The sequence below is a fragment of the Lysinibacillus boronitolerans JCM 21713 = 10a = NBRC 103108 genome, assembly GCF_000772935.1.
Classification (GTDB): Bacteria; Bacillota; Bacilli; order Bacillales_A; family Planococcaceae; genus Lysinibacillus; species Lysinibacillus boronitolerans.
Genome location: NZ_JPVR01000081.1, coordinates 42361 through 59217 on the forward strand (window position 1 = coordinate 42361; position 16857 = coordinate 59217).

Sequence of the window (16857 nt, forward strand, 5' to 3'; positions counted from 1 at the left end):
CAGATAGCTCCTTAATAAAAAATAAATATTGAAAATAGTCAGAAAATATGGTTTCTTTGTATAAAGGACATAGATTTTCAATGTCTTAAAATAGAGACATTGGATTTTTAAAGGTTAAGTCTAATAAAGTATAAAAGGAGATGAAATTTATGCAAGGGAATTCACAAACAATTAAGAAAAAATCTTGGATTGACAATATGTTAGATAAAATCGAGCGTGCAGGTAATAAGCTACCAGACCCTATCACGTTATTTATTATTCTAGCAGGTGTAGTACTAGTTTTATCATGGGTTTTATCCATGCTCGGTATTTCAGCAGTTCAACCTGGGACAGAAGATGTCATTCAGGTAAAAAATCTGCTAAGTCAAGAAGGGCTTATCTTAATTTTAACGCAGATGGTTTCAACATTTACAGGCTTCGCTCCATTAGGGCTAGTAATCGTGACAATGATTGGTATTGGTTTAGCTGAGCAAACAGGCTTAATTTCAGCTGTCATGAAGAAAATTGTGATGTCAGCTCCTACAAAATTAATTGTACCTTTTATCATTTTTACAGGTTTAGTTGGTAACTTAGCTGCTGATGCGGCATTTATCATTTTACCACCAATTGCAGCCATGATTTTTATGAGTATTGGTCGAAATCCATTAGCAGGCTTAATTATTACATATGCAGCTGTAGCTGGAGGCTTCAGTGCGAACATATTAATTAGCTCTCTAGATGTATTATTATTAGGGATTACAGAATCAGCAGCACAAATAGCTGACCCCGCGTACACTGGTCGCGCAACGATGAACTATTATTTCTTAATTGCTTCGACGTTTTTATTAGTCATTATAGGTACATGGGTTGCAAAGAAGTTTACAGAACCTCGCTTTGGTTCGTTTCATGGTGAAATTGAAAAGCTAGAGCCATTGACAGCTTTAGAGAAGAGAGGTTTAAAGTGGGCTGGAATCGTAACGCTTGTTTATATTCTTGTCATTGCTTTTACAGTCATACCGTCGAACGGTCTTTTACGTGATCCTGCCACAGGTGGCTTTTTAAACTCACCTTTCATGGCAGGCATTGTACCCATCATGCTATTCTTCTTCCTCTTACCTGGTCTTGCCTATGGTATTGCAGCCAAGGAGGTTAAAAACGATAAGGAAGTTGCAGAGAAAATTTTTAAATCCATTGCAGATATGGCGCCATTTATTGTATTAGCGTTTGCCGCTTCACAAATGATTGCCTTTTTCAACTGGAGCAATATTGGTTCTATTTTAGCCATTAAAGGTGCAGAGCTTTTACAAGCATTGAATTTTACAGGTTTACCAATGATGATAGGATTTGTTTTAATTTGTGCCTTTGTCAACCTATTAATCGCCAGTGCTTCTGCAAAATGGGCTTTACTTGCACCAATTTTCGTACCAATGTTCCTCTATTTAGGCTATTCCCCAGCGGTTACACAAATGGCCTATCGTGTAGGTGATTCGATTACAAATCCAATTACCCCTATGTTACCGTATTTCGCGATTTTACTGTCGTTTGCAAAGCGCTATGATAAAAATATCGGTATTGGGACGCTTATCTCTTCTTTATTACCGTTCTCGGTGTTTTTCGCAATCGGTTGGATTATCCTCTTCGCCATTTGGTTCCTACTAGGTTTACCGCTTGGTCCTGGAGATTATATTTACTTAAAATAAGGAGTGTTATTGAATGACAACATTACAACAACAGTTAGCAGATTTATTAAAGCACTATGAAGAAGAGACGATACAGCTTCGTCGTCATTTCCATGAAAATCCTGAGCTTTCCTTTGAGGAAGTAGAAACGCCGAAGACAATTGCTGCCTTTCATCGCGCATTAGGTCATGAGGTTCGTGAAGGTGTAGGTGGCAATGGAGTTGTGGCAAAGCTCGTTGGTGGGAAACCAGGTAAAACAGTAGCGTTACGTGCAGATTTTGACGCTTTAGCCATTACAGAAGAAACCGGCTTACCTTTCCAGTCGAAAATTAAAGGGCGTATGCATGCTTGCGGCCATGATGGACACACAGCTTCCCTCTTAATTTTAGCGAAGGCATTCAACCAAATGAAGGATGACCTAGAAGGAACAATTGTCTTTATCCATCAACATGCTGAGGAGCTTGCCCCAGGTGGAGCTATTTCGATGATTAGGGATGGCTGCTTAGAAGGTGTAGATGTGATTTTCGGTACACATTTATGGGCACCCACTGATCTTGGCAAAGTGCAAACAGCTAAAGGACCCTTAATGGCTGCAGCAGATGGTATCTATATTACAATCAAAGGTAAAGGTGGTCACGGTTCAAACCCAAGTGACACCAAGGATTCCATTGTCCTTGCAGCACAATTTATTACGAACTTACAGCAGCTCGTCGCACGTCGCATCAACCCATTACGTCCAGCAGTAGTATCAATTGGGCATATTGAGGCATTAAATCCATTCAACGTCATTGCTGATCAAGTGTACATGAAGGGTACGGTGCGCACTTTTCACGAGGAGGAGCGTAGTTTGTTAGAGCATGAAATCGAAGAGCTCTTAAAGGCAACTTGTTATTTGACAAAAGCAGACTATGAGTATGAGTACGTGCGAGGCTATCCACCTGTTGTGAACCATGAAGCAGAGACCGAGCATATAATGGCGTCCGCAGAGAAAATTGCAGATGTTGAGACTGTTGAAATAGTTGATCCGAATATGGGCGGCGAGGACTTTGCCTATTTCTTAGAGGAAATCCCCGGTGCGTTTTTCTTCACAGGGGCGAAAAACCCTGATTGGGAGGAAGTCTATCCACACCATCATCCGAAATTCGACATCGACGAGCGCTCATTACGAATCGCTGCCAACGTTTTAGGCCAAGCAACGCTAGACTATTTCGCAAAGAATAATTAAAAAAGAGCATTACGAAGTGCTAAATGCATTTCGTAATGCTTTTTTCGGTTGATTAGTTAATAAGAAGAAAAGGCTAAGAGGTTCTCTCACTCGTTGGTGCGATTCATCAGTCACTTTTCACTTATTTTAGAGCGGCTTCCTTGCTGGATTGAGCACATTCCTCTCACTTTGGAGCGGGTTCCTGACTAGTTTGAGCGCTCTCTCCTCACTTTAGAGCGGCTCCCTCACTCAGGATCATTTTGGAGTCACGAATCCCCCACCTTTAGCTAGGCATAGGAATGTAAGCCCGCAATAACTAGATTGACAAATACTTGGTTGAACACAATAATGCCGAAGCCGATAATGGCCAACCAGGCTGTTTTTTCTCCTTCCCAGCCTTTGGATAGTCGGAAATGGAGGAAGGCTGCGTAGAATAAAAAGGTAATTAATGCCCAAACCTCTTTCGGGTCCCAGCCCCAATAGCGACTCCAGGCAATTTGCGCCCAAATCATGGCGAATAGTAGGCCACCTAATGCAAATAATGGAAATCCAATAACAACAGCACGATAGGATATTTCATCCATTAATTGTGGCTGTACACGGCTTGTCCATGGCTTTAACAAGGCACTGATTGATTTTCTTGTAATGAATCGAATGACACCATATAAAATAGTACCTACGATAAATGCCCAGACAATCGAATTTAATTTCTTGGCATCTATTTTATTTGTGATTTCGACTACACCGATTGCGTCACCCTTCTCAGTGACTGCTCCTTTACTTACAATCAGGGGCATCATGGCGTAAGTGGCTTTTTCTTGCTGTCCCTGTGCATTATCGAATTGTACCTGCACCTCTTCTGTGGCAAGGCTGAAAAAAGTCGATACGCCAATAAAGCCAATGACAACCACCAAACAATACAACACAAACTCAAGCCCGTATGTACTGATAGATTTTTTTGAAACATCCAGCGTTCTTAATAAATATATTAAGCCTGTGGCAAAGGACACGGATAAAATGGCACTAGAAAAGGCCACTGTCATGACATGAATCGTTAACCAGTGACTTTGCAGTGATGGAACAAGCGGCGATACTTCCTTTGCGAAAACGCTTCCATAACCAAGGATAATTAAGGACACAGGAATAGTAAATAAGCCAACCACGATTTGCTTATATAAGAAATGTATAATTAAGTAACTTCCTGTAAGCATGATGCCAAAGAACGTCATAAACTCATACATATTACTGACAGGTGCATGGTCAACCGCCACCCATCTGACAACAAAGTACACGAGCTGTAAAGCAAAGGCTATATAAGTGAAGAGTAATCCTAGCTTACCGAATATTTTCCTCTTCGATTTGACTGCTAGCCCTAATGGCACAATCGCAATCAGTAGTAGAATAAAGGCAATAAATAAGGCATTGCTACTAATGGATAATAAACTTTCTTGATTCAATAGAATCCCTCCAACGTCTCTTTTTCGGAATAAGCTTCCAAATACTAAGAACGTTATAGCGGGTAAGAAGTGCCATGTTTTCCCTTTAAATATTTTTATTTATTCGAATTGTTACATTTTTATGACATGGAAATGATGATGGGGATAAGGAAGTGCTAATCATGATGTAGAAGAATATAAAAAAACCATTAAGTGGAAAATTACTTTATCTAAAAATGGTATGCCTCTATCTACATCTTACAAAAAATTGTAATAAAAGTCTATTTCTTTTTATCTCTACATGGGACAATAATGATGCGCACAAATGACATAACGTTATGTTTCATAAACTGGAGGCTTTTAATGAAACAAAATATTTATGATAATCCGATATTTTTTCATCACTACAAGACATTGAGACAAAAAGCATCTAATTATAACCATCTTTTGGAGCAGCCCACGATGAAGGCTTTACTTCCACCTTTGACAAATTTACAGATACTCGATATTGGCTGTGGTATGGGGGATTTCGCCAAGTATTGTATCGACCATCAAGCCAAGCATGTAACCGCATTAGATGTTTCGAAGAATATGCTGTCCATCGCCAAACAGGAGCATGCCCACCAACAAATTGACTATCAGCTACAGGCAATCGAGGATTATGAAGCCCCTACGGATAGCTTTGATTGTATAACCAGCTCCCTATCTCTTCATTATGTCAAAGATTTCGATGCGGTCATTGGTCAAATTGCTCGTATGCTACGTCCTAATGGTGTATTTATTTTCTCTGTGGAGCATCCTATTGCTACAGCTCGTCATACAACGGATGGTAATTGGGTATATGATGACAATCATCACCGTTTGCACTATGCTGTGGATCATTATCAGGATGAAGGCTCGCGTAAGCAAACATGGTTGGTGGAGGGTGTTGTCAAATACCATCGCACCATAGCGACGCTGGTCAATACATTGATTGCCCATGGGTTAACGATTGAGAAAATCGTAGAACCAATTCCAACCCAAGAAGCCATTCAACAGCTTCCTTCTATTGAAAAGGAACTACGCAGGCCATCCTTTATATTCATCAAAGCAAAAAAATAAACGAAAGCCTCACCCTACTTCTGTGGTGAGGCTTGTTTCATATAAATAATTTCTGGGTCTCCCTCATCCAAGTTGTCAATAAAACCGCTTTTGACAAAGCCTAGGTTATGAAAAAGCTGGTGCATACGCCTATTGGATTGATTTGTAGAGGAGAAAACCTTTGCTGTTTGAGCCCTTTGGATATAAGTGGTCATTAAGGCAGATGCAATCCCCTTTCTGCGCTCGGACGGCCTGACAATGACTAAGGAAATAAAGCTATAGCCAAAAAAGTCATTGCTAAATAGCAGAAACCCTAAAATGGTATCGGCGGATTGGTAGAGCAAACAGCGTTTCTCTTTGATAGCTTGCTGAATTTCTTCCGCTCTGGATGAATCTCCAATCACTTCTTGATCGATTGTACAAAGTGCTTGTAAATGCTCCATTCTTGCTTCGATTATATGATGGCTCAATTTTCAACCTCCTTCATATAATAGCTCATCACCTTTAGCTCCTCTCGAAGTCCCATTGCCTGTCTGCCTTCATCGACAAAGCCACATCGCTTATAAAGTTCTTGAGCCGCTCTATTTGGCACATTGACCCCAAGCACCAGCTCATTGATGTGTGGGAAATGCTTGCGCACAAAGTCAAGCAATAATTGGAGCGCTGTCTTGGCATAGCCTTTGCCCTGCTCATAAAAATCAGTGGAAAAGGAACGGATTAATAGCGCCTGTTCATTGGAGGAGTAAGGCGTCACCCCTTCTTTTTCATGTAAGACAAAGAAAGTGACTAGCTTGTTGCCGTCCATTGCTAAAATGGCGTGCCTACTATTATCCTGCTTAGCAAGTGCAATGCTTTCCTTTGGAGACTTTGTATAGCGTAGCTGCTCTTCTGTTAACGTGTATTGTTCTACTAAATTTTGTGCTTTGTCCTCATAGAACACCAGTAGCATCGTCACTCAAATTCCTCCTCGTATATAGCGGTAAATTCATAGTCTCCCTCTATAAGTTGCTGTAAATAATCCTCAAACGAAGCGGCAATCACCTCAAAGCTATCAGGATCATGCACATAACGAACCACCTGACCAACTTGCCCCGCTTCATTTGGCGTAAAATCAATATATAGGCTTGATGTGCCACCATTATTCATACAATCCGCAAAGCATAGCCGGTCATTTAACGGGACATGCATATTAATCTTTTCATCTACTTCAACATACGCTAAAAATTCCTGATAGCGTTCATAAATCGTTTCACGTTGGTCATGGTAATCTTTCACGATTTGCTCCACCGATTTAAGATAATACGGGTAATCCCCTAAATCAGAGCCCAGCACTAGAACACATATCGTTTCTTGCCCATGCTGACAATAATATGTACCATTGACATCCTGTAATAGCTCAATCAAAGCTTGCGGGCACTTCGGAAATACTTCTAACAAGGCCTGAATTTGTGCATCTGAAGCACCAAAAGCCTGTTGTAATTGTTGCTGCTCTTCTTGTGGTAAGTATTGTAATAAATTCGCGAAGTAAGGTGTGCGCATCTTAATCCCTCTCTCTCTTTAACTATGACATATTTTAACATAATTTCTTCCATTCTCTTCGTCCTTCATGCTACTATGGTAGTATTCACAAAAAAGGGGTGGGTTTATGAGTGTGAAAGATGCAGTAGACGTGAAAGTATTACGAACAATCGTAGGGTTGTAACGCTACTTGCAGCCCTTAAACAAGGGAGAATACAATAATGGAACACTATTTGAAAACATTTTTAACAGGTCAATCGATCACTTTACAGCAAATGACTGCTACTGACCTAGAGGCTTTTATAGCAATCGAAAGCGAAATCACCTCTTTGCTACTTGCTAATGATGAAATTCCCTTTCCACAAACTATAGAGGATCACACCGCATTCTTTAACAGTATCAGTGGGAAGAAGGAGGAATACTTTTTTGGCATCTATGAAAAAACGTCACATCAGTTAATAGGCTCCTGTGGTGTTTATGCAGTGAATTGGCAAAATAGCACTTGCTCTGTGGGCATATCAATTGGGAAAGAGTGGCACGGCAAGGGCTATGGCACGGATGCAATGAAAACGCTCATTGATTTTATCTTCCAATATATCGCTGTTCAGAAAATCAAGCTTCAGGTTTTTAGCTTTAACCCAGCAGCTATCCGCTCCTATGAAAAATGTGGTTTCACAAAAGAAGGCATTTTACGCCAAGAAATTTTCCGCTTCGGTACATTCCATGACGTGGTATTATTTGGCCTCTTACGCTCCGAATGGGAGAGGAAATAACTGAATAGCACAACAGAGATACTATGATTACTGTAGTATCTCTTTTCTTTTGTTCAGTCCTCTTGCCACACGCGTACTACTTCCTGTAAGGATAGCCCTTGAAAGGTTAATCGATAGATATCTGGCATACTTAACGTTTGCCAAAATGCATAATCATACTGGGCATCAAAATAGTGCATCATCAATGCCATGATATTGCCATGTGTACCGATAACGACAGACTCCTCTGGATGAGCAAGAAGGATGTTGCGCAAACTTGGAATAGCGCGAGCCGTCGCCTGTTGATTGGACTCTCCACCCGCCCATGCAAAGCTTGGCTCATGCCACACCCGTAGAACTGCTGCATGAAAATCCTCCAGCTTCCCAGTAGAAAGCTGTCGCTCTTTTAAGCCATCTATCGTTTGGACGGGTAAGTGACGAGCCTGTGCAATCCCCTCCACTGTTTGAATGGCTCTTCGATAGGGGCTAGCATAAACCGCATCGATTCGTTGATGCTTCAAAAGATTTGTGACACGCTCTGTATCCCTTTGTCCCTGAGCAGATAGTGGACGATGATATTCATCCTCTGAATAATGGGCATGTGCATGTCTAACAAAATAAATTTCAGTCATCTGCTTCTCCTCTTTAATGTTTAGCTAAATGAACCTTCCAAATTGCAGGGCATATGTTTTGATATAGCGCTGACTCCCAATGGAAATTTCCAGTTGAACGCCCTGTAAATCAGAGATGCTCGATTCATTAATAGAGCTATTCGATCAAAAAATCTATAATGAAATACGTAAGTGAATTCGCTCAAACAATTCTTTTCTGGGGAATGCATCATGGCTATCAGTCATTGCATATCATGCATCCATACGAGGTTCCCACTAACTCAATCAGAATGAGCAGCATTTCCTCTGGCGAAAAAATCTGCAAATGATGAATCTCTCCATCGTTTAAAAAAGCTTGATCGTCCTCTCTTTTTTCCAAAGATAAATTCGCTACATGGCTAAGTTCAGTTGATGTCGTCTCAAGCAATGATCGAATCAATTATTTTCACCTTTTGCTTCATCCCCTCTTATCCATTATTCCATTAATTTCAAAAATTCTCAACATTTCACCATAGACAATGAAATGTCCCCATTTCTAAACAACAAAAAAGGGAATTTGCTAAAATGTGACAAGATATGAATGCCATGCTTAATTATCGAAAAATTCAATCTATAATCACAACTTTTTTCTTAGTATAAAAGACTTAACACTTCTCTTTTTTCCCCTTAATATTTTCTAAAACTAAGAAAGTGAATAACCCTATCCAGCGCATGAATAGGGTTTTAAGTCATGTATTAAATTCAATAAAAGGGAAATTTAACAGTATTTTTTATCTATAATCATCAAATATTTTTAATCAAGCTTATTAGGATGAAGTACCTTATCTATGACTAAATTACGAATTTGAGAAACGATACACAATATGACATTTTTTTTAATATAAGTGATATACAATGAAAAAGTTGAATCGAGGTCATAGAAATTTATTTCAAGAATATGGATAAAAAATTAGGAGGAAAATATCTTGGTTAACTTATTACTTAAACAATTCTTGAAGGCGGAAATTGAGATCAAACGAAGAATTATGTATAAAAAAGCAAAGGATCTTGGTTTCACCCACCCTATTGTAGTAGATTACAGTCAAGAATTGGATGTCTTACTTAATAGATATTTAAAGCAAGCACAAGCTTCCTAATCATAACGAGGCATATAATAGAAGAAAGAATAGATATGATAAAGCCAGGCCATGTTTTATTGGCTGGTTTTATCGGGGATGATACATGCATTCACCTAGCCATTTCTCAAAATGTATAGAGAATGAAAAAGTAGGCGATGTTTTTGATAAGAAAACATTTGGAGGTTGAATGATGCACGTATTCATCTTAACTTTTATGGTTGTTTCCAAAATATTATTGCCACCTCAACATTCAGTAGACCATACAACACCCACACTTTGCACACCAACTGAAATAAATACACTATATCAATACCCAAACAACCAATTTCAATCGTTTCGTGATGAGGACAAATTTTATCAGCAGCTTAATCGTGCGATTTATGAGGAATATGCCAATGCTTCATTGAATATTCGTCAAAAGATGGCTTTTAAAGATGTAGCAAATGCGACAAAACGTTTTTATTTACAAACAGATGGTAAACAGGAAACAATAGACCTCTCTCAACATACTTTTATTCATCCCAATCGACAAGTTTATTTTTTAGCATCCTTTCAGCACAATACCGATGAATCCTATCGCAAATTTCTTGTCATCGACGCTGAAACAGAAGAAGTAATACTGGGACATTCGCTTTTTCAAGAAAGTTCCAAGCACCTTTAATTCATTGTATGCACACCATGTAGATTCTAGTAGTCATTTCAAAAAAATAGAAGTAAAAATTTTTTAACAATTGAAAAGCTTGCGATGAATGACGAATATTCATCGCAAGCTTTCTTTACTTGAATTAAGTTAAACTTTTTTGTTGAATGGCTGCTGTGACTTCTTCTATTAATTGCTGTAGTGACTTATCAATAGAGTTTTGCTGACCATGTCTGCGAACAGCTACAGTTTGGCTGGCAACCTCACGATCCCCGATAACCACAATATAGGGTATTTTTTGCAATTGGGCTTCCCGTATCTTTTTACCGAGCTTTTCTTCGCGATCATCTAATTGCACACGGATTTGTGCCTGTTGTAAAGCTTCAACAACTTGCTTGGCATAGCCTTGATGTGCCTCTGCTACCCCAATAACTTGCACTTGCTGTGGTGCCAGCCAAGTTGGGAATGCACCGCCAAAATGCTCGATTAAAATACCTAAGAAGCGATCAATTGAGCCAAACACTGCACGATGAATGACAACAGGTCTCACCCTTTCGTTGTGTTCATTAATATATGTTAAATCAAATTTCTCTGGTAGCTGGAAATCAAGCTGAACCGTTGCACATTGATGACTGCGCTGAATTGCATCTTTAATATGGATGTCAATTTTCGGTCCATAGAAAGCTCCGTCCCCTGCATTAATTGTATAGGCAATACCTAAATTGTTTAGGACATTTTCAAGTGCTGCTTCTGCTTGATCCCACAGTGCCAAATCACCCATATAATCATCTGGTCGTGTCGATAATTCAATCGTATAAGCAAATCCAAAGACGTTGTACACTTCATCTATAATCTTTAAGGCCAACGCAATTTCATCCTCAATTTGCTGTGGTGTTGCAAAAATATGGGCATCATCCTGACAAAAAGTTCGTACACGTAATAGACCATTCAAGGCACCACTAAATTCATGTCGATGCACTTGCCCAAATTCCGCCATACGTATTGGTAAATCTCGATAGGAATGTAAGGCATTTTTGAAAATCAGCATATGCCCTGGACAGTTCATCGGCTTTAAGGCAAAGCTTTGGTCATCCACCTGTGTGAAATACATATTGTCCTTATAATGATCCCAGTGGCCCGATTGCTCCCATAGGCGTTGGTTCATCATGAGTGGTGTCCGTACTTCTCTATAGTCATATTTCGCTTGTAAATGTCGCAAATACGATTCCAGTTCATTACGTAAAATTTGACCGTTTGCTAAATAGAAGGGCATGCCAGGTGCTTCCTCTGAAAACATAAATAAAGACAGCTCTTTTCCCAGCTTGCGATGATTCCGCTTTTCTGCTTCCTCCAAAAAGACAAAATGATCGTGAAGTTCTTCCTTTGTCGCAAAGGCAACGCCATAAATACGTTGAAGCATTTGATTATTGCTATCACCTCGCCAGTAAGCGCCCGACACATGCATTAATTTAAAATGCTGTAATTTGCCTGTAGACGGGACATGTGGGCCACGACATAAATCGTAAAACTCCCCCTGCTCATATATCGTAACAAGCTCATTAGCAGGTATGGCCTCTAACAGCTCTAGCTTTAACGCATCATGGGCGAATAATTGCTTCGCTGCTTCACGTGAAACCTCACGTCTATGAATTGGAATATTTGCCTGTACAATTTGTTTCATTTTCTTTTCAATTTCCTGCAAATCACTCGGTGTCAGTGTATCAGCAATATCTATATCATAATAAAAGCCATTTTCAATGACTGGTCCTACTCCAAATTGTGCATGTGGATAAAGTCGTTTAATTGCCTGAGCTAATAAATGGGCTGTAGAATGGCGAATGACCTCGATGCCTTCCTTTGAGCTTGCATCGTACAATGTAATTTGTGCATCTTCCATAATCGGGCGCGTCAAATCAATGATGGTTCCGTTAACACTCCCTGCGACTGCCTTTTTACGAAGCGCTGGACGAATCGCTTGTGCAATATCGGTTAGTGTCACACCTTTTGGAAATGCTTGCTGTTGACCATCTGGAAATTGAATGTGAATACGTTGATTTGACATGTTCTCTACTCCTTTTTTAGTAATAAAATCAATTACACCTCAGCATAATTGTGTAGATAAAAAAACACATATCCGTCCCTACTAAGGGACGAGTATGTGTTGTTTACCCGTGGTTCCACCCAAATTCCCACTAGTTTATTAGCTAGTGGCTCATTGATTTTGCTATAACGTCGCAAAAAAACGGTGCAAGTTTCCAAGCACGGCTCCAAGGTAGTAAGATAGGATTACGACATTAGGAAGCTTGCAGCCAAGGCCTCCCTCTCTAAAAATGGTTAATCGAATCTATTGTCCTTATCATTGCCCATTTCATTTTTGTATGAAATTGTTAATTACTATAACGAATAGCGAATTCTTTGTCAAACCCTAAAATAAGAAAGAATTTAGCGATGGATTGGCAATGGGCGTTCTGGACGATGTACACAGTAGTGACAATGCGGGTCATCACATGCCGCCTCTTGCCACTCATTACACATCGCACAAAAATAACTATCGAACGTGTCATCATAGATGATGGCATTTTGACAACTCGAGCATTGTTGATTTTTTTGAATCGTTCCGCTGATTTCAAGGCCATCAATTACCACTATATCCTCGGGCTGTTCAATTCGCATTTTATTATTACCTCCTAATGATTTTTCACCTCTAAGGTCTCATCTCCAGCTTGCCATTCTACATGGATCAAAGGCTTTGTTTCTCGTTTAAAGATTTTCTCACTTTCTTTTTTTGTGAAGGAATAATAGCCATCTTTATTTAACTGAACATCACTTAAATTTTTGGATTCTTTTGTCCCCTCAATCGTAATTTCTAAAGGCCCTAAATCATCATCATCTCCCAGATAAAATAAGCGCAAGCCCACCTCGCCATTACTATGATAGATGGCTTTCCAATGCTCACTTTTAGCGATATAATGTATCTCCTGCTCAGGGCTTTGACAAGCCGTCAATAGGATGACGAGGACAAGTGGAAGCATCCATTTTTTCATTCAACATCCCCCTAACCTTGTATGGTAACAGCCCATCCTGTAGGCTTTTCTTCAAAGACATCTTCGTATTCTGTAAAAACAAAATGCAGTCCCCTTAAATCATCTGGCAAGGGTGGTGTCACCACGTACGTACTGCTTTCATGACCATTTGAGCCGCCTGTACCTTTACTTCGACATTCATAGGACTCATCGATGTATAGGCCAAAATGATTTCGTTGTAATTTTTGCTGAATCGTTAGCTGTGGTTCTTGCTGCTCATCCCAATCGATTAATAATTGCACTACACTTGCATTGTCATATTGACGAACATAAGAAACCGTATACAAACGCTCTCCCCCTTCTACCGTTTTCAACACAGGGATATAGTGACGGAAGCCTGTTGGTTCTACGTTTGATGTATAGTATTTTTCTGATTTAATCAATTGGAAGAACATCGCTAAAAAAGTGTCATCAAATCCATATTGCTTTGCCCATTTTGAAATGGTATCATCCGATGGAAAGCCTGGAGTATGAGCTGATTGCTCTTTTCGTTGCTGCAAAAGTGCACATATTTGCTCATCTAGTGTGACGAGCCTTGAATCATAGTTTTTGCTATGTTGTTCGGACATCTACATCCTCCTTCCTCCTGCAAGTCCTTCTTCTTTCTATACGTTATTTTCCCCAATTGGTTCCATATACAACCTATTTTTACTTGTAAATACAAAAAAGCTATCCAATCCATTGGATAGCTAGTTCGCTAGCATATCATTGTGCCAGCTTGTCGAGTCTGATAATTGATATGTAACCATATTGGCTGTCACAGCGAGAATAACACCCGCTCGGGACATATGAGAGGTATTTGGCTTTTCCAATACAAGGACCACGTAGCCCTCTCCCCGTCCTTGCTCATCAAGCGCATTCGTCGCATTGATTTCAAAGGTGGAATACGTTTGCTCATTCGTTGCATACAGAAGTCGTTCTTCATCATACACGCCATGTTCTTTTAAATTATAGCTGACAGGCATCCATCCTTCAGACCATTCAATACTGCCTATCATTTCTCTTTTCCTTCTTGCAAGACGTCCAATGGAATACCTAAAATATATCTTCATAATCGCTTGATTGTCTTCATTTTTCCCTTCACAAGTGGCTGTCACTTCAAGCATAATATCATTTTTCGAAAGCTTTTTCATAAACCCTAAAGCCACAGTGATAACACAGATAATTAGTACTATACACAAGATGATAAATGCCATTAGGTCCCTCCTAGTATCACAATTGCTGTTATTACAATATTACCATGTTCTAGGAGGGATAGGAGCTTTTCACCAAACAATCTTAGAAAATGACACAGGCATAAAGGATAAGACAAAAAGTGATTATTTGTTGGCTTGAAGCTCAACTGTTAGTGTAAAAGGTATTTTTAAATATTCATAGTAAATTGTTACTTTTTGGTTGTTAGATGCTTGAACTTGAACAGCATAATGCTGTGGCTGCTCGCCAATAGCTTGTTGATTTATGTATCTTCGAGGTACGATCGTCCGCTGTGCTAAGTTATGAAAAGATAGTTGGTCATTTCCCTCTAGCTTTGTTTCCGCCTCAAAAGGTTCTGCCTTACTTATTATAAGTTTAGCGTTATTAGATCGCTGCTCATTCACCAGTATTTGCTTCAGCTTTATTTCACGCAGCCCAGTATTTTCAAGTGCGATGATTTTAACTGCTTCATTGCCTTGTTTGCTGGTATAGCTTTGAATAACAAGTGGTGGATTGCTTTTGAGATAAATCATAAAGATTGCTCCGACCAAAAGCACACTCAGCATTAAAATAAATAGTATTTTTTTCATACTTTCCCTCTCTTTCCTTCACCAGTATAACAAAAAACAACCTGACTTATTGACAGTCAAGTTGTTTTTGTAAACGTATTTCATCTCGTATTGGAATACCGTCATCGCCGATGAGTGGGATAGAAGGCTTATAGGCTCTCGCTTTTTCAACTGCATTACGCAGTATTTCTATTAAACAATAGCCACGTTTTTGATAGAATTTCAATGCATGTAAATTATCGTTTGTTGTAATGAGTGATATGCTTGTACAACCCTGCTCCAGTGCTACTTGTTCTACCGCTTTCACAAGCGCAGAACCAATACCTCTTCCCTCGACCGTACTATCTAACGAAATGATTTCACAGTCCTCTTCCCGCACGATATAGGTGATTAAACCGATCATCATTTCTTGCTCATTCATAAAAGCAAAGCCTGCTAAATTACTACAGTCATAAATGCCACTGGAGATGACCATTTCCGTTGAACCCCAATGCTCCTGAAAAAAATCATGTACAGTTTGTTTTGGTACTTGATGTATGGTAATAATCGTCATTCTCTAAACTCCTTCTTAAATGGAAATATGAAAAACCCCTGCAATCGCCTTTTGTATGCCTAAAAATACAGCCCAGGACAGCACACCAAGACCAATAGCTAGTACAATATGCACGGAGGATTTCATCGCCATGTAAATCACAAATAGCATGCACATCGTTGCGGGCAAGCCAACGATAACGCCCACCGTAAAGCGCTGAATATGCTCACTCGACTCACTTTGCACTGTCAGCCAGATAATGCTTAAAATACTCACCAAGGGCAACGCAGCAATAATGCCTCCATAGGTAGGAAATCGTCGTGCAACCTCCGTCACAACGCCAATGATAGCTGCTGAACTCAAAATTTTAAAGAATGTATACATTATTTTGCCACCTCACTTAGACGTCGAAACGCCTGTAGAATGGCTTGCTGCTCCTGCTCAGTTAGCTGATTAAGGGCATGCTGTAGCTTATCATCATCTAGCTCCGAGTTTTTCTTCAGCACTTGTAGCCCCTCTTCTGTTAAATGCAACATGACCTTACGCTGATCGTCACTTGCTCGCTCCTTCATCACCCAGCCATGGCGCTCTAGCTTTTTCACATGCTCTGACGCCGTATTAGGAGAAATGTTTAATAACCCTGCAATATCACGCACCGTCACTTCGGCTTCCTTTTGAATCATTTGCAAAATACGCACGCTTTGATGGGAAATAACATCTTCATGGGTTGTATGTAGATGATAGAATATCGTTGTAAAATAATCATTTATATCTTTAATCATTGTAATAACTCCTTTAATATATCGTTCAAAACGATTATATCGTATATAACGATATATTAAAAGCGACCTCGTTAAAGTTTTTATTTTCAGATATTTTTCTTCAGTAAGCTTAGCATCTGATAGCCATCTGATGGTAATCCTGCATAGGGTTTATACCAGTTTGGATAAATTAGCGGTACTGCTGTTGCAAGAAATTGAAAAGTATTCAAATAAAAAAGGCCATTGAAAAAATAGTGTATCCCTGCATAAGCAGCAAAATATCGGGCTAGATAGCTGGCTATAAGCAACAGCAATAAAGTCATAATAGGTCCACCCGCCATAAATACAAGCGACTGCTTGCGGGTTAAGCTACTTCCGTTTTGCGGCGTACACGAAAGCTTTCAGGAAGATTTTTTGCTCCTAAATAAACATGGGCTCGTTCCTTTGAACAAACTATAACGCTTATTGCATGCCCTATTTCATGCAACAGCGTGGAGATTGGTATGCCAACTGCATATAAAAGCAGAAAGGATAAAATGGACATCACCACTTACCCCCTCCCAAATATTCTATCTATTTTTCATAAACATCTATCTTTCTGCACATCTTGCTAACTATTATCAATGGGTACTTGTGGACACTTATTTTCTACAGTATTATTACTCTATTCTGAATTTAATTGAGGGCATCCCATGTTATAC

At 39.5% G+C, this 16857-nt stretch carries 22 protein-coding genes; 6 read left to right on the forward strand and 16 right to left on the reverse strand.

All coding sequences use genetic code 11. From position 1 onward, the window contains the following. The first annotated feature begins 149 nt into the window (after positions 1-149). Positions 150-1679 carry an AbgT family transporter gene (locus CD31_RS20605; RefSeq protein WP_016993914.1) on the forward strand — a complete coding sequence of 510 codons (1530 nt, stop codon included), beginning with the start codon at positions 150-152 and terminating at the stop codon, positions 1677-1679. A gap of 13 nt (positions 1680-1692) precedes the next feature. Beyond that, positions 1693-2883 (forward strand): amidohydrolase, encoded by a 1191-nt coding sequence (locus tag CD31_RS20610; RefSeq protein WP_036080693.1) that lies wholly within the window; start codon positions 1693-1695, stop codon positions 2881-2883. Between the two features lie 266 nt (positions 2884-3149). Here the strand turns inward: CD31_RS20610 and ccsB are convergent, their stop codons facing one another. Further along, positions 3150-4319 carry a c-type cytochrome biogenesis protein CcsB gene (gene ccsB, locus CD31_RS20615; protein WP_036080696.1) on the reverse strand — a complete coding sequence of 390 codons (1170 nt, stop codon included), beginning with the start codon at positions 4317-4319 and terminating at the stop codon, positions 3150-3152. Between the two features lie 342 nt (positions 4320-4661). Here ccsB and CD31_RS20620 point away from each other — a divergent pair, with 342 nt between their 5' ends. After that, on the forward strand, positions 4662-5399 hold the full coding sequence (locus tag CD31_RS20620; RefSeq protein ID WP_036080699.1) for a class I SAM-dependent methyltransferase: 738 nt from the start codon (positions 4662-4664) through the stop codon (positions 5397-5399). A gap of 14 nt (positions 5400-5413) precedes the next feature. Here the strand turns inward: CD31_RS20620 and CD31_RS20625 are convergent, their stop codons facing one another. The 3 genes from CD31_RS20625 to CD31_RS20635 are packed head-to-tail and all read right to left on the reverse strand — an operon-like array spanning position 5414 to position 6917. Continuing rightward, the gene (locus tag CD31_RS20625; protein ID WP_036080702.1) at positions 5414-5848 is read right to left on the reverse strand and encodes a GNAT family N-acetyltransferase; all 435 of its coding nucleotides are present in this window, start codon (positions 5846-5848) and stop codon (positions 5414-5416) included. Next, entirely contained in the window at positions 5845-6327 is a 483-nt protein-coding gene (locus tag CD31_RS20630) for a GNAT family N-acetyltransferase (RefSeq protein WP_036081564.1), read from the reverse strand. The genes CD31_RS20625 and CD31_RS20630 overlap by 4 nt, the downstream gene beginning before the upstream one ends. Before the next feature lie 2 nt (positions 6328-6329). Continuing rightward, a complete protein-coding gene (locus CD31_RS20635; protein ID WP_036080705.1) occupies positions 6330-6917 on the reverse strand; it encodes an SMI1/KNR4 family protein in 588 nt (195 codons plus the stop codon). A gap of 200 nt (positions 6918-7117) precedes the next feature. Here CD31_RS20635 and CD31_RS20640 point away from each other — a divergent pair, with 200 nt between their 5' ends. Next, positions 7118-7669, forward strand: coding sequence for a GNAT family N-acetyltransferase (locus tag CD31_RS20640; protein WP_036080708.1), 552 nt, complete (start codon positions 7118-7120; stop codon positions 7667-7669). Between the two features lie 53 nt (positions 7670-7722). On the opposite strand, the gene CD31_RS20645 is transcribed toward CD31_RS20640, so the two are convergent. Next, entirely contained in the window at positions 7723-8280 is a 558-nt protein-coding gene (locus tag CD31_RS20645) for a histidine phosphatase family protein (protein ID WP_036080711.1), read from the reverse strand. 944 nt (positions 8281-9224) lie between these two features. On the opposite strand from CD31_RS20645, the gene CD31_RS20650 reads away from it, so the two are divergent. Further along, positions 9225-9395, forward strand: coding sequence for an aspartyl-phosphate phosphatase Spo0E family protein (locus CD31_RS20650; RefSeq protein WP_004230265.1), 171 nt, complete (start codon positions 9225-9227; stop codon positions 9393-9395). Positions 9396-9567: 172 nt separating this feature from the next. Next, positions 9568-10038 (forward strand): hypothetical protein, encoded by a 471-nt coding sequence (locus CD31_RS20655; protein ID WP_016993924.1) that lies wholly within the window; start codon positions 9568-9570, stop codon positions 10036-10038. 124 nt (positions 10039-10162) lie between these two features. Here CD31_RS20655 and thrS read toward each other — a convergent pair whose 3' ends face one another. The 11 genes from thrS to CD31_RS20710 all read right to left on the reverse strand — a co-directional run bounded on the left by thrS (position 10163) and on the right by CD31_RS20710 (position 16706). Next, on the reverse strand, positions 10163-12079 hold the full coding sequence (thrS, locus tag CD31_RS20660; RefSeq protein WP_036080715.1) for a threonine--tRNA ligase: 1917 nt from the start codon (positions 12077-12079) through the stop codon (positions 10163-10165). A 380-nt stretch (positions 12080-12459) separates the two neighbouring features. Beyond that, positions 12460-12690, reverse strand: coding sequence for a hypothetical protein (locus CD31_RS20665; protein WP_036080718.1), 231 nt, complete (start codon positions 12688-12690; stop codon positions 12460-12462). Positions 12691-12704: 14 nt separating this feature from the next. Further along, positions 12705-13061 carry a hypothetical protein gene (locus CD31_RS20670; RefSeq protein ID WP_036080721.1) on the reverse strand — a complete coding sequence of 119 codons (357 nt, stop codon included), beginning with the start codon at positions 13059-13061 and terminating at the stop codon, positions 12705-12707. Positions 13062-13072: 11 nt separating this feature from the next. Beyond that, positions 13073-13669: a hypothetical protein gene (locus CD31_RS20675; RefSeq protein WP_016993927.1), complete on the reverse strand. Its 597-nt coding sequence runs from the start codon at positions 13667-13669 to the stop codon at positions 13073-13075. Between the two features lie 120 nt (positions 13670-13789). Continuing rightward, on the reverse strand, positions 13790-14296 hold the full coding sequence (locus CD31_RS20680) for a hypothetical protein (protein WP_036080724.1): 507 nt from the start codon (positions 14294-14296) through the stop codon (positions 13790-13792). 123 nt (positions 14297-14419) lie between these two features. Further along, entirely contained in the window at positions 14420-14884 is a 465-nt protein-coding gene (locus tag CD31_RS20685) for a hypothetical protein (RefSeq protein WP_016993929.1), read from the reverse strand. A 46-nt stretch (positions 14885-14930) separates the two neighbouring features. Then, positions 14931-15416 carry a GNAT family N-acetyltransferase gene (locus tag CD31_RS20690; RefSeq protein WP_036080726.1) on the reverse strand — a complete coding sequence of 162 codons (486 nt, stop codon included), beginning with the start codon at positions 15414-15416 and terminating at the stop codon, positions 14931-14933. A 15-nt stretch (positions 15417-15431) separates the two neighbouring features. After that, a complete protein-coding gene (locus tag CD31_RS20695; RefSeq protein WP_016993931.1) occupies positions 15432-15779 on the reverse strand; it encodes a DUF3147 family protein in 348 nt (115 codons plus the stop codon). After that, entirely contained in the window at positions 15779-16177 is a 399-nt protein-coding gene (locus CD31_RS20700; RefSeq protein ID WP_016993932.1) for a MarR family winged helix-turn-helix transcriptional regulator, read from the reverse strand. The genes CD31_RS20695 and CD31_RS20700 overlap by 1 nt, the downstream gene beginning before the upstream one ends. Before the next feature lie 86 nt (positions 16178-16263). After that, positions 16264-16479: a hypothetical protein gene (locus CD31_RS20705; protein ID WP_036080731.1), complete on the reverse strand. Its 216-nt coding sequence runs from the start codon at positions 16477-16479 to the stop codon at positions 16264-16266. Between the two features lie 41 nt (positions 16480-16520). Continuing rightward, positions 16521-16706, reverse strand: a complete 186-nt coding sequence (locus CD31_RS20710) for a hypothetical protein (protein WP_140422997.1) — start codon at positions 16704-16706, stop codon at positions 16521-16523. Positions 16707-16857: the final 151 nt, after the last annotated feature.

Excerpts from the sequence above, each read along its gene's own strand:
- CD31_RS20645 (WP_036080711.1), bottom strand. The coding sequence starts at position 8,280 with ATGACTGAAATTTATTTTGTTAGACATGCACATGCCCATTATTCAGAG.
- CD31_RS20695 (WP_016993931.1), bottom strand. The coding sequence starts at position 15,779 with ATGTATACATTCTTTAAAATTTTGAGTTCAGCAGCTATCATTGGCGTT.
- CD31_RS20700 (WP_016993932.1), bottom strand. The coding sequence starts at position 16,177 with ATGATTAAAGATATAAATGATTATTTTACAACGATATTCTATCATCTA.
- CD31_RS20630 (WP_036081564.1), bottom strand. The coding sequence starts at position 6,327 with ATGCTACTGGTGTTCTATGAGGACAAAGCACAAAATTTAGTAGAACAA.
- CD31_RS20670 (WP_036080721.1), bottom strand. The coding sequence starts at position 13,061 with ATGAAAAAATGGATGCTTCCACTTGTCCTCGTCATCCTATTGACGGCT.
- CD31_RS20675 (WP_016993927.1), bottom strand. The coding sequence starts at position 13,669 with ATGTCCGAACAACATAGCAAAAACTATGATTCAAGGCTCGTCACACTA.
- CD31_RS20605 (WP_016993914.1), top strand. The coding sequence starts at position 150 with ATGCAAGGGAATTCACAAACAATTAAGAAAAAATCTTGGATTGACAAT.
- thrS (WP_036080715.1), bottom strand. The coding sequence starts at position 12,079 with ATGTCAAATCAACGTATTCACATTCAATTTCCAGATGGTCAACAGCAA.
- CD31_RS20680 (WP_036080724.1), bottom strand. The coding sequence starts at position 14,296 with ATGGCATTTATCATCTTGTGTATAGTACTAATTATCTGTGTTATCACT.
- CD31_RS20705 (WP_036080731.1), bottom strand. The coding sequence starts at position 16,479 with ATGACTTTATTGCTGTTGCTTATAGCCAGCTATCTAGCCCGATATTTT.
- CD31_RS20610 (WP_036080693.1), top strand. The coding sequence starts at position 1,693 with ATGACAACATTACAACAACAGTTAGCAGATTTATTAAAGCACTATGAA.
- CD31_RS20665 (WP_036080718.1), bottom strand. The coding sequence starts at position 12,690 with ATGCGAATTGAACAGCCCGAGGATATAGTGGTAATTGATGGCCTTGAA.
- CD31_RS20640 (WP_036080708.1), top strand. The coding sequence starts at position 7,118 with ATGGAACACTATTTGAAAACATTTTTAACAGGTCAATCGATCACTTTA.
- CD31_RS20635 (WP_036080705.1), bottom strand. The coding sequence starts at position 6,917 with ATGCGCACACCTTACTTCGCGAATTTATTACAATACTTACCACAAGAA.
- CD31_RS20690 (WP_036080726.1), bottom strand. The coding sequence starts at position 15,416 with ATGACGATTATTACCATACATCAAGTACCAAAACAAACTGTACATGAT.
- CD31_RS20620 (WP_036080699.1), top strand. The coding sequence starts at position 4,662 with ATGAAACAAAATATTTATGATAATCCGATATTTTTTCATCACTACAAG.
- CD31_RS20655 (WP_016993924.1), top strand. The coding sequence starts at position 9,568 with ATGCACGTATTCATCTTAACTTTTATGGTTGTTTCCAAAATATTATTG.
- CD31_RS20685 (WP_016993929.1), bottom strand. The coding sequence starts at position 14,884 with ATGAAAAAAATACTATTTATTTTAATGCTGAGTGTGCTTTTGGTCGGA.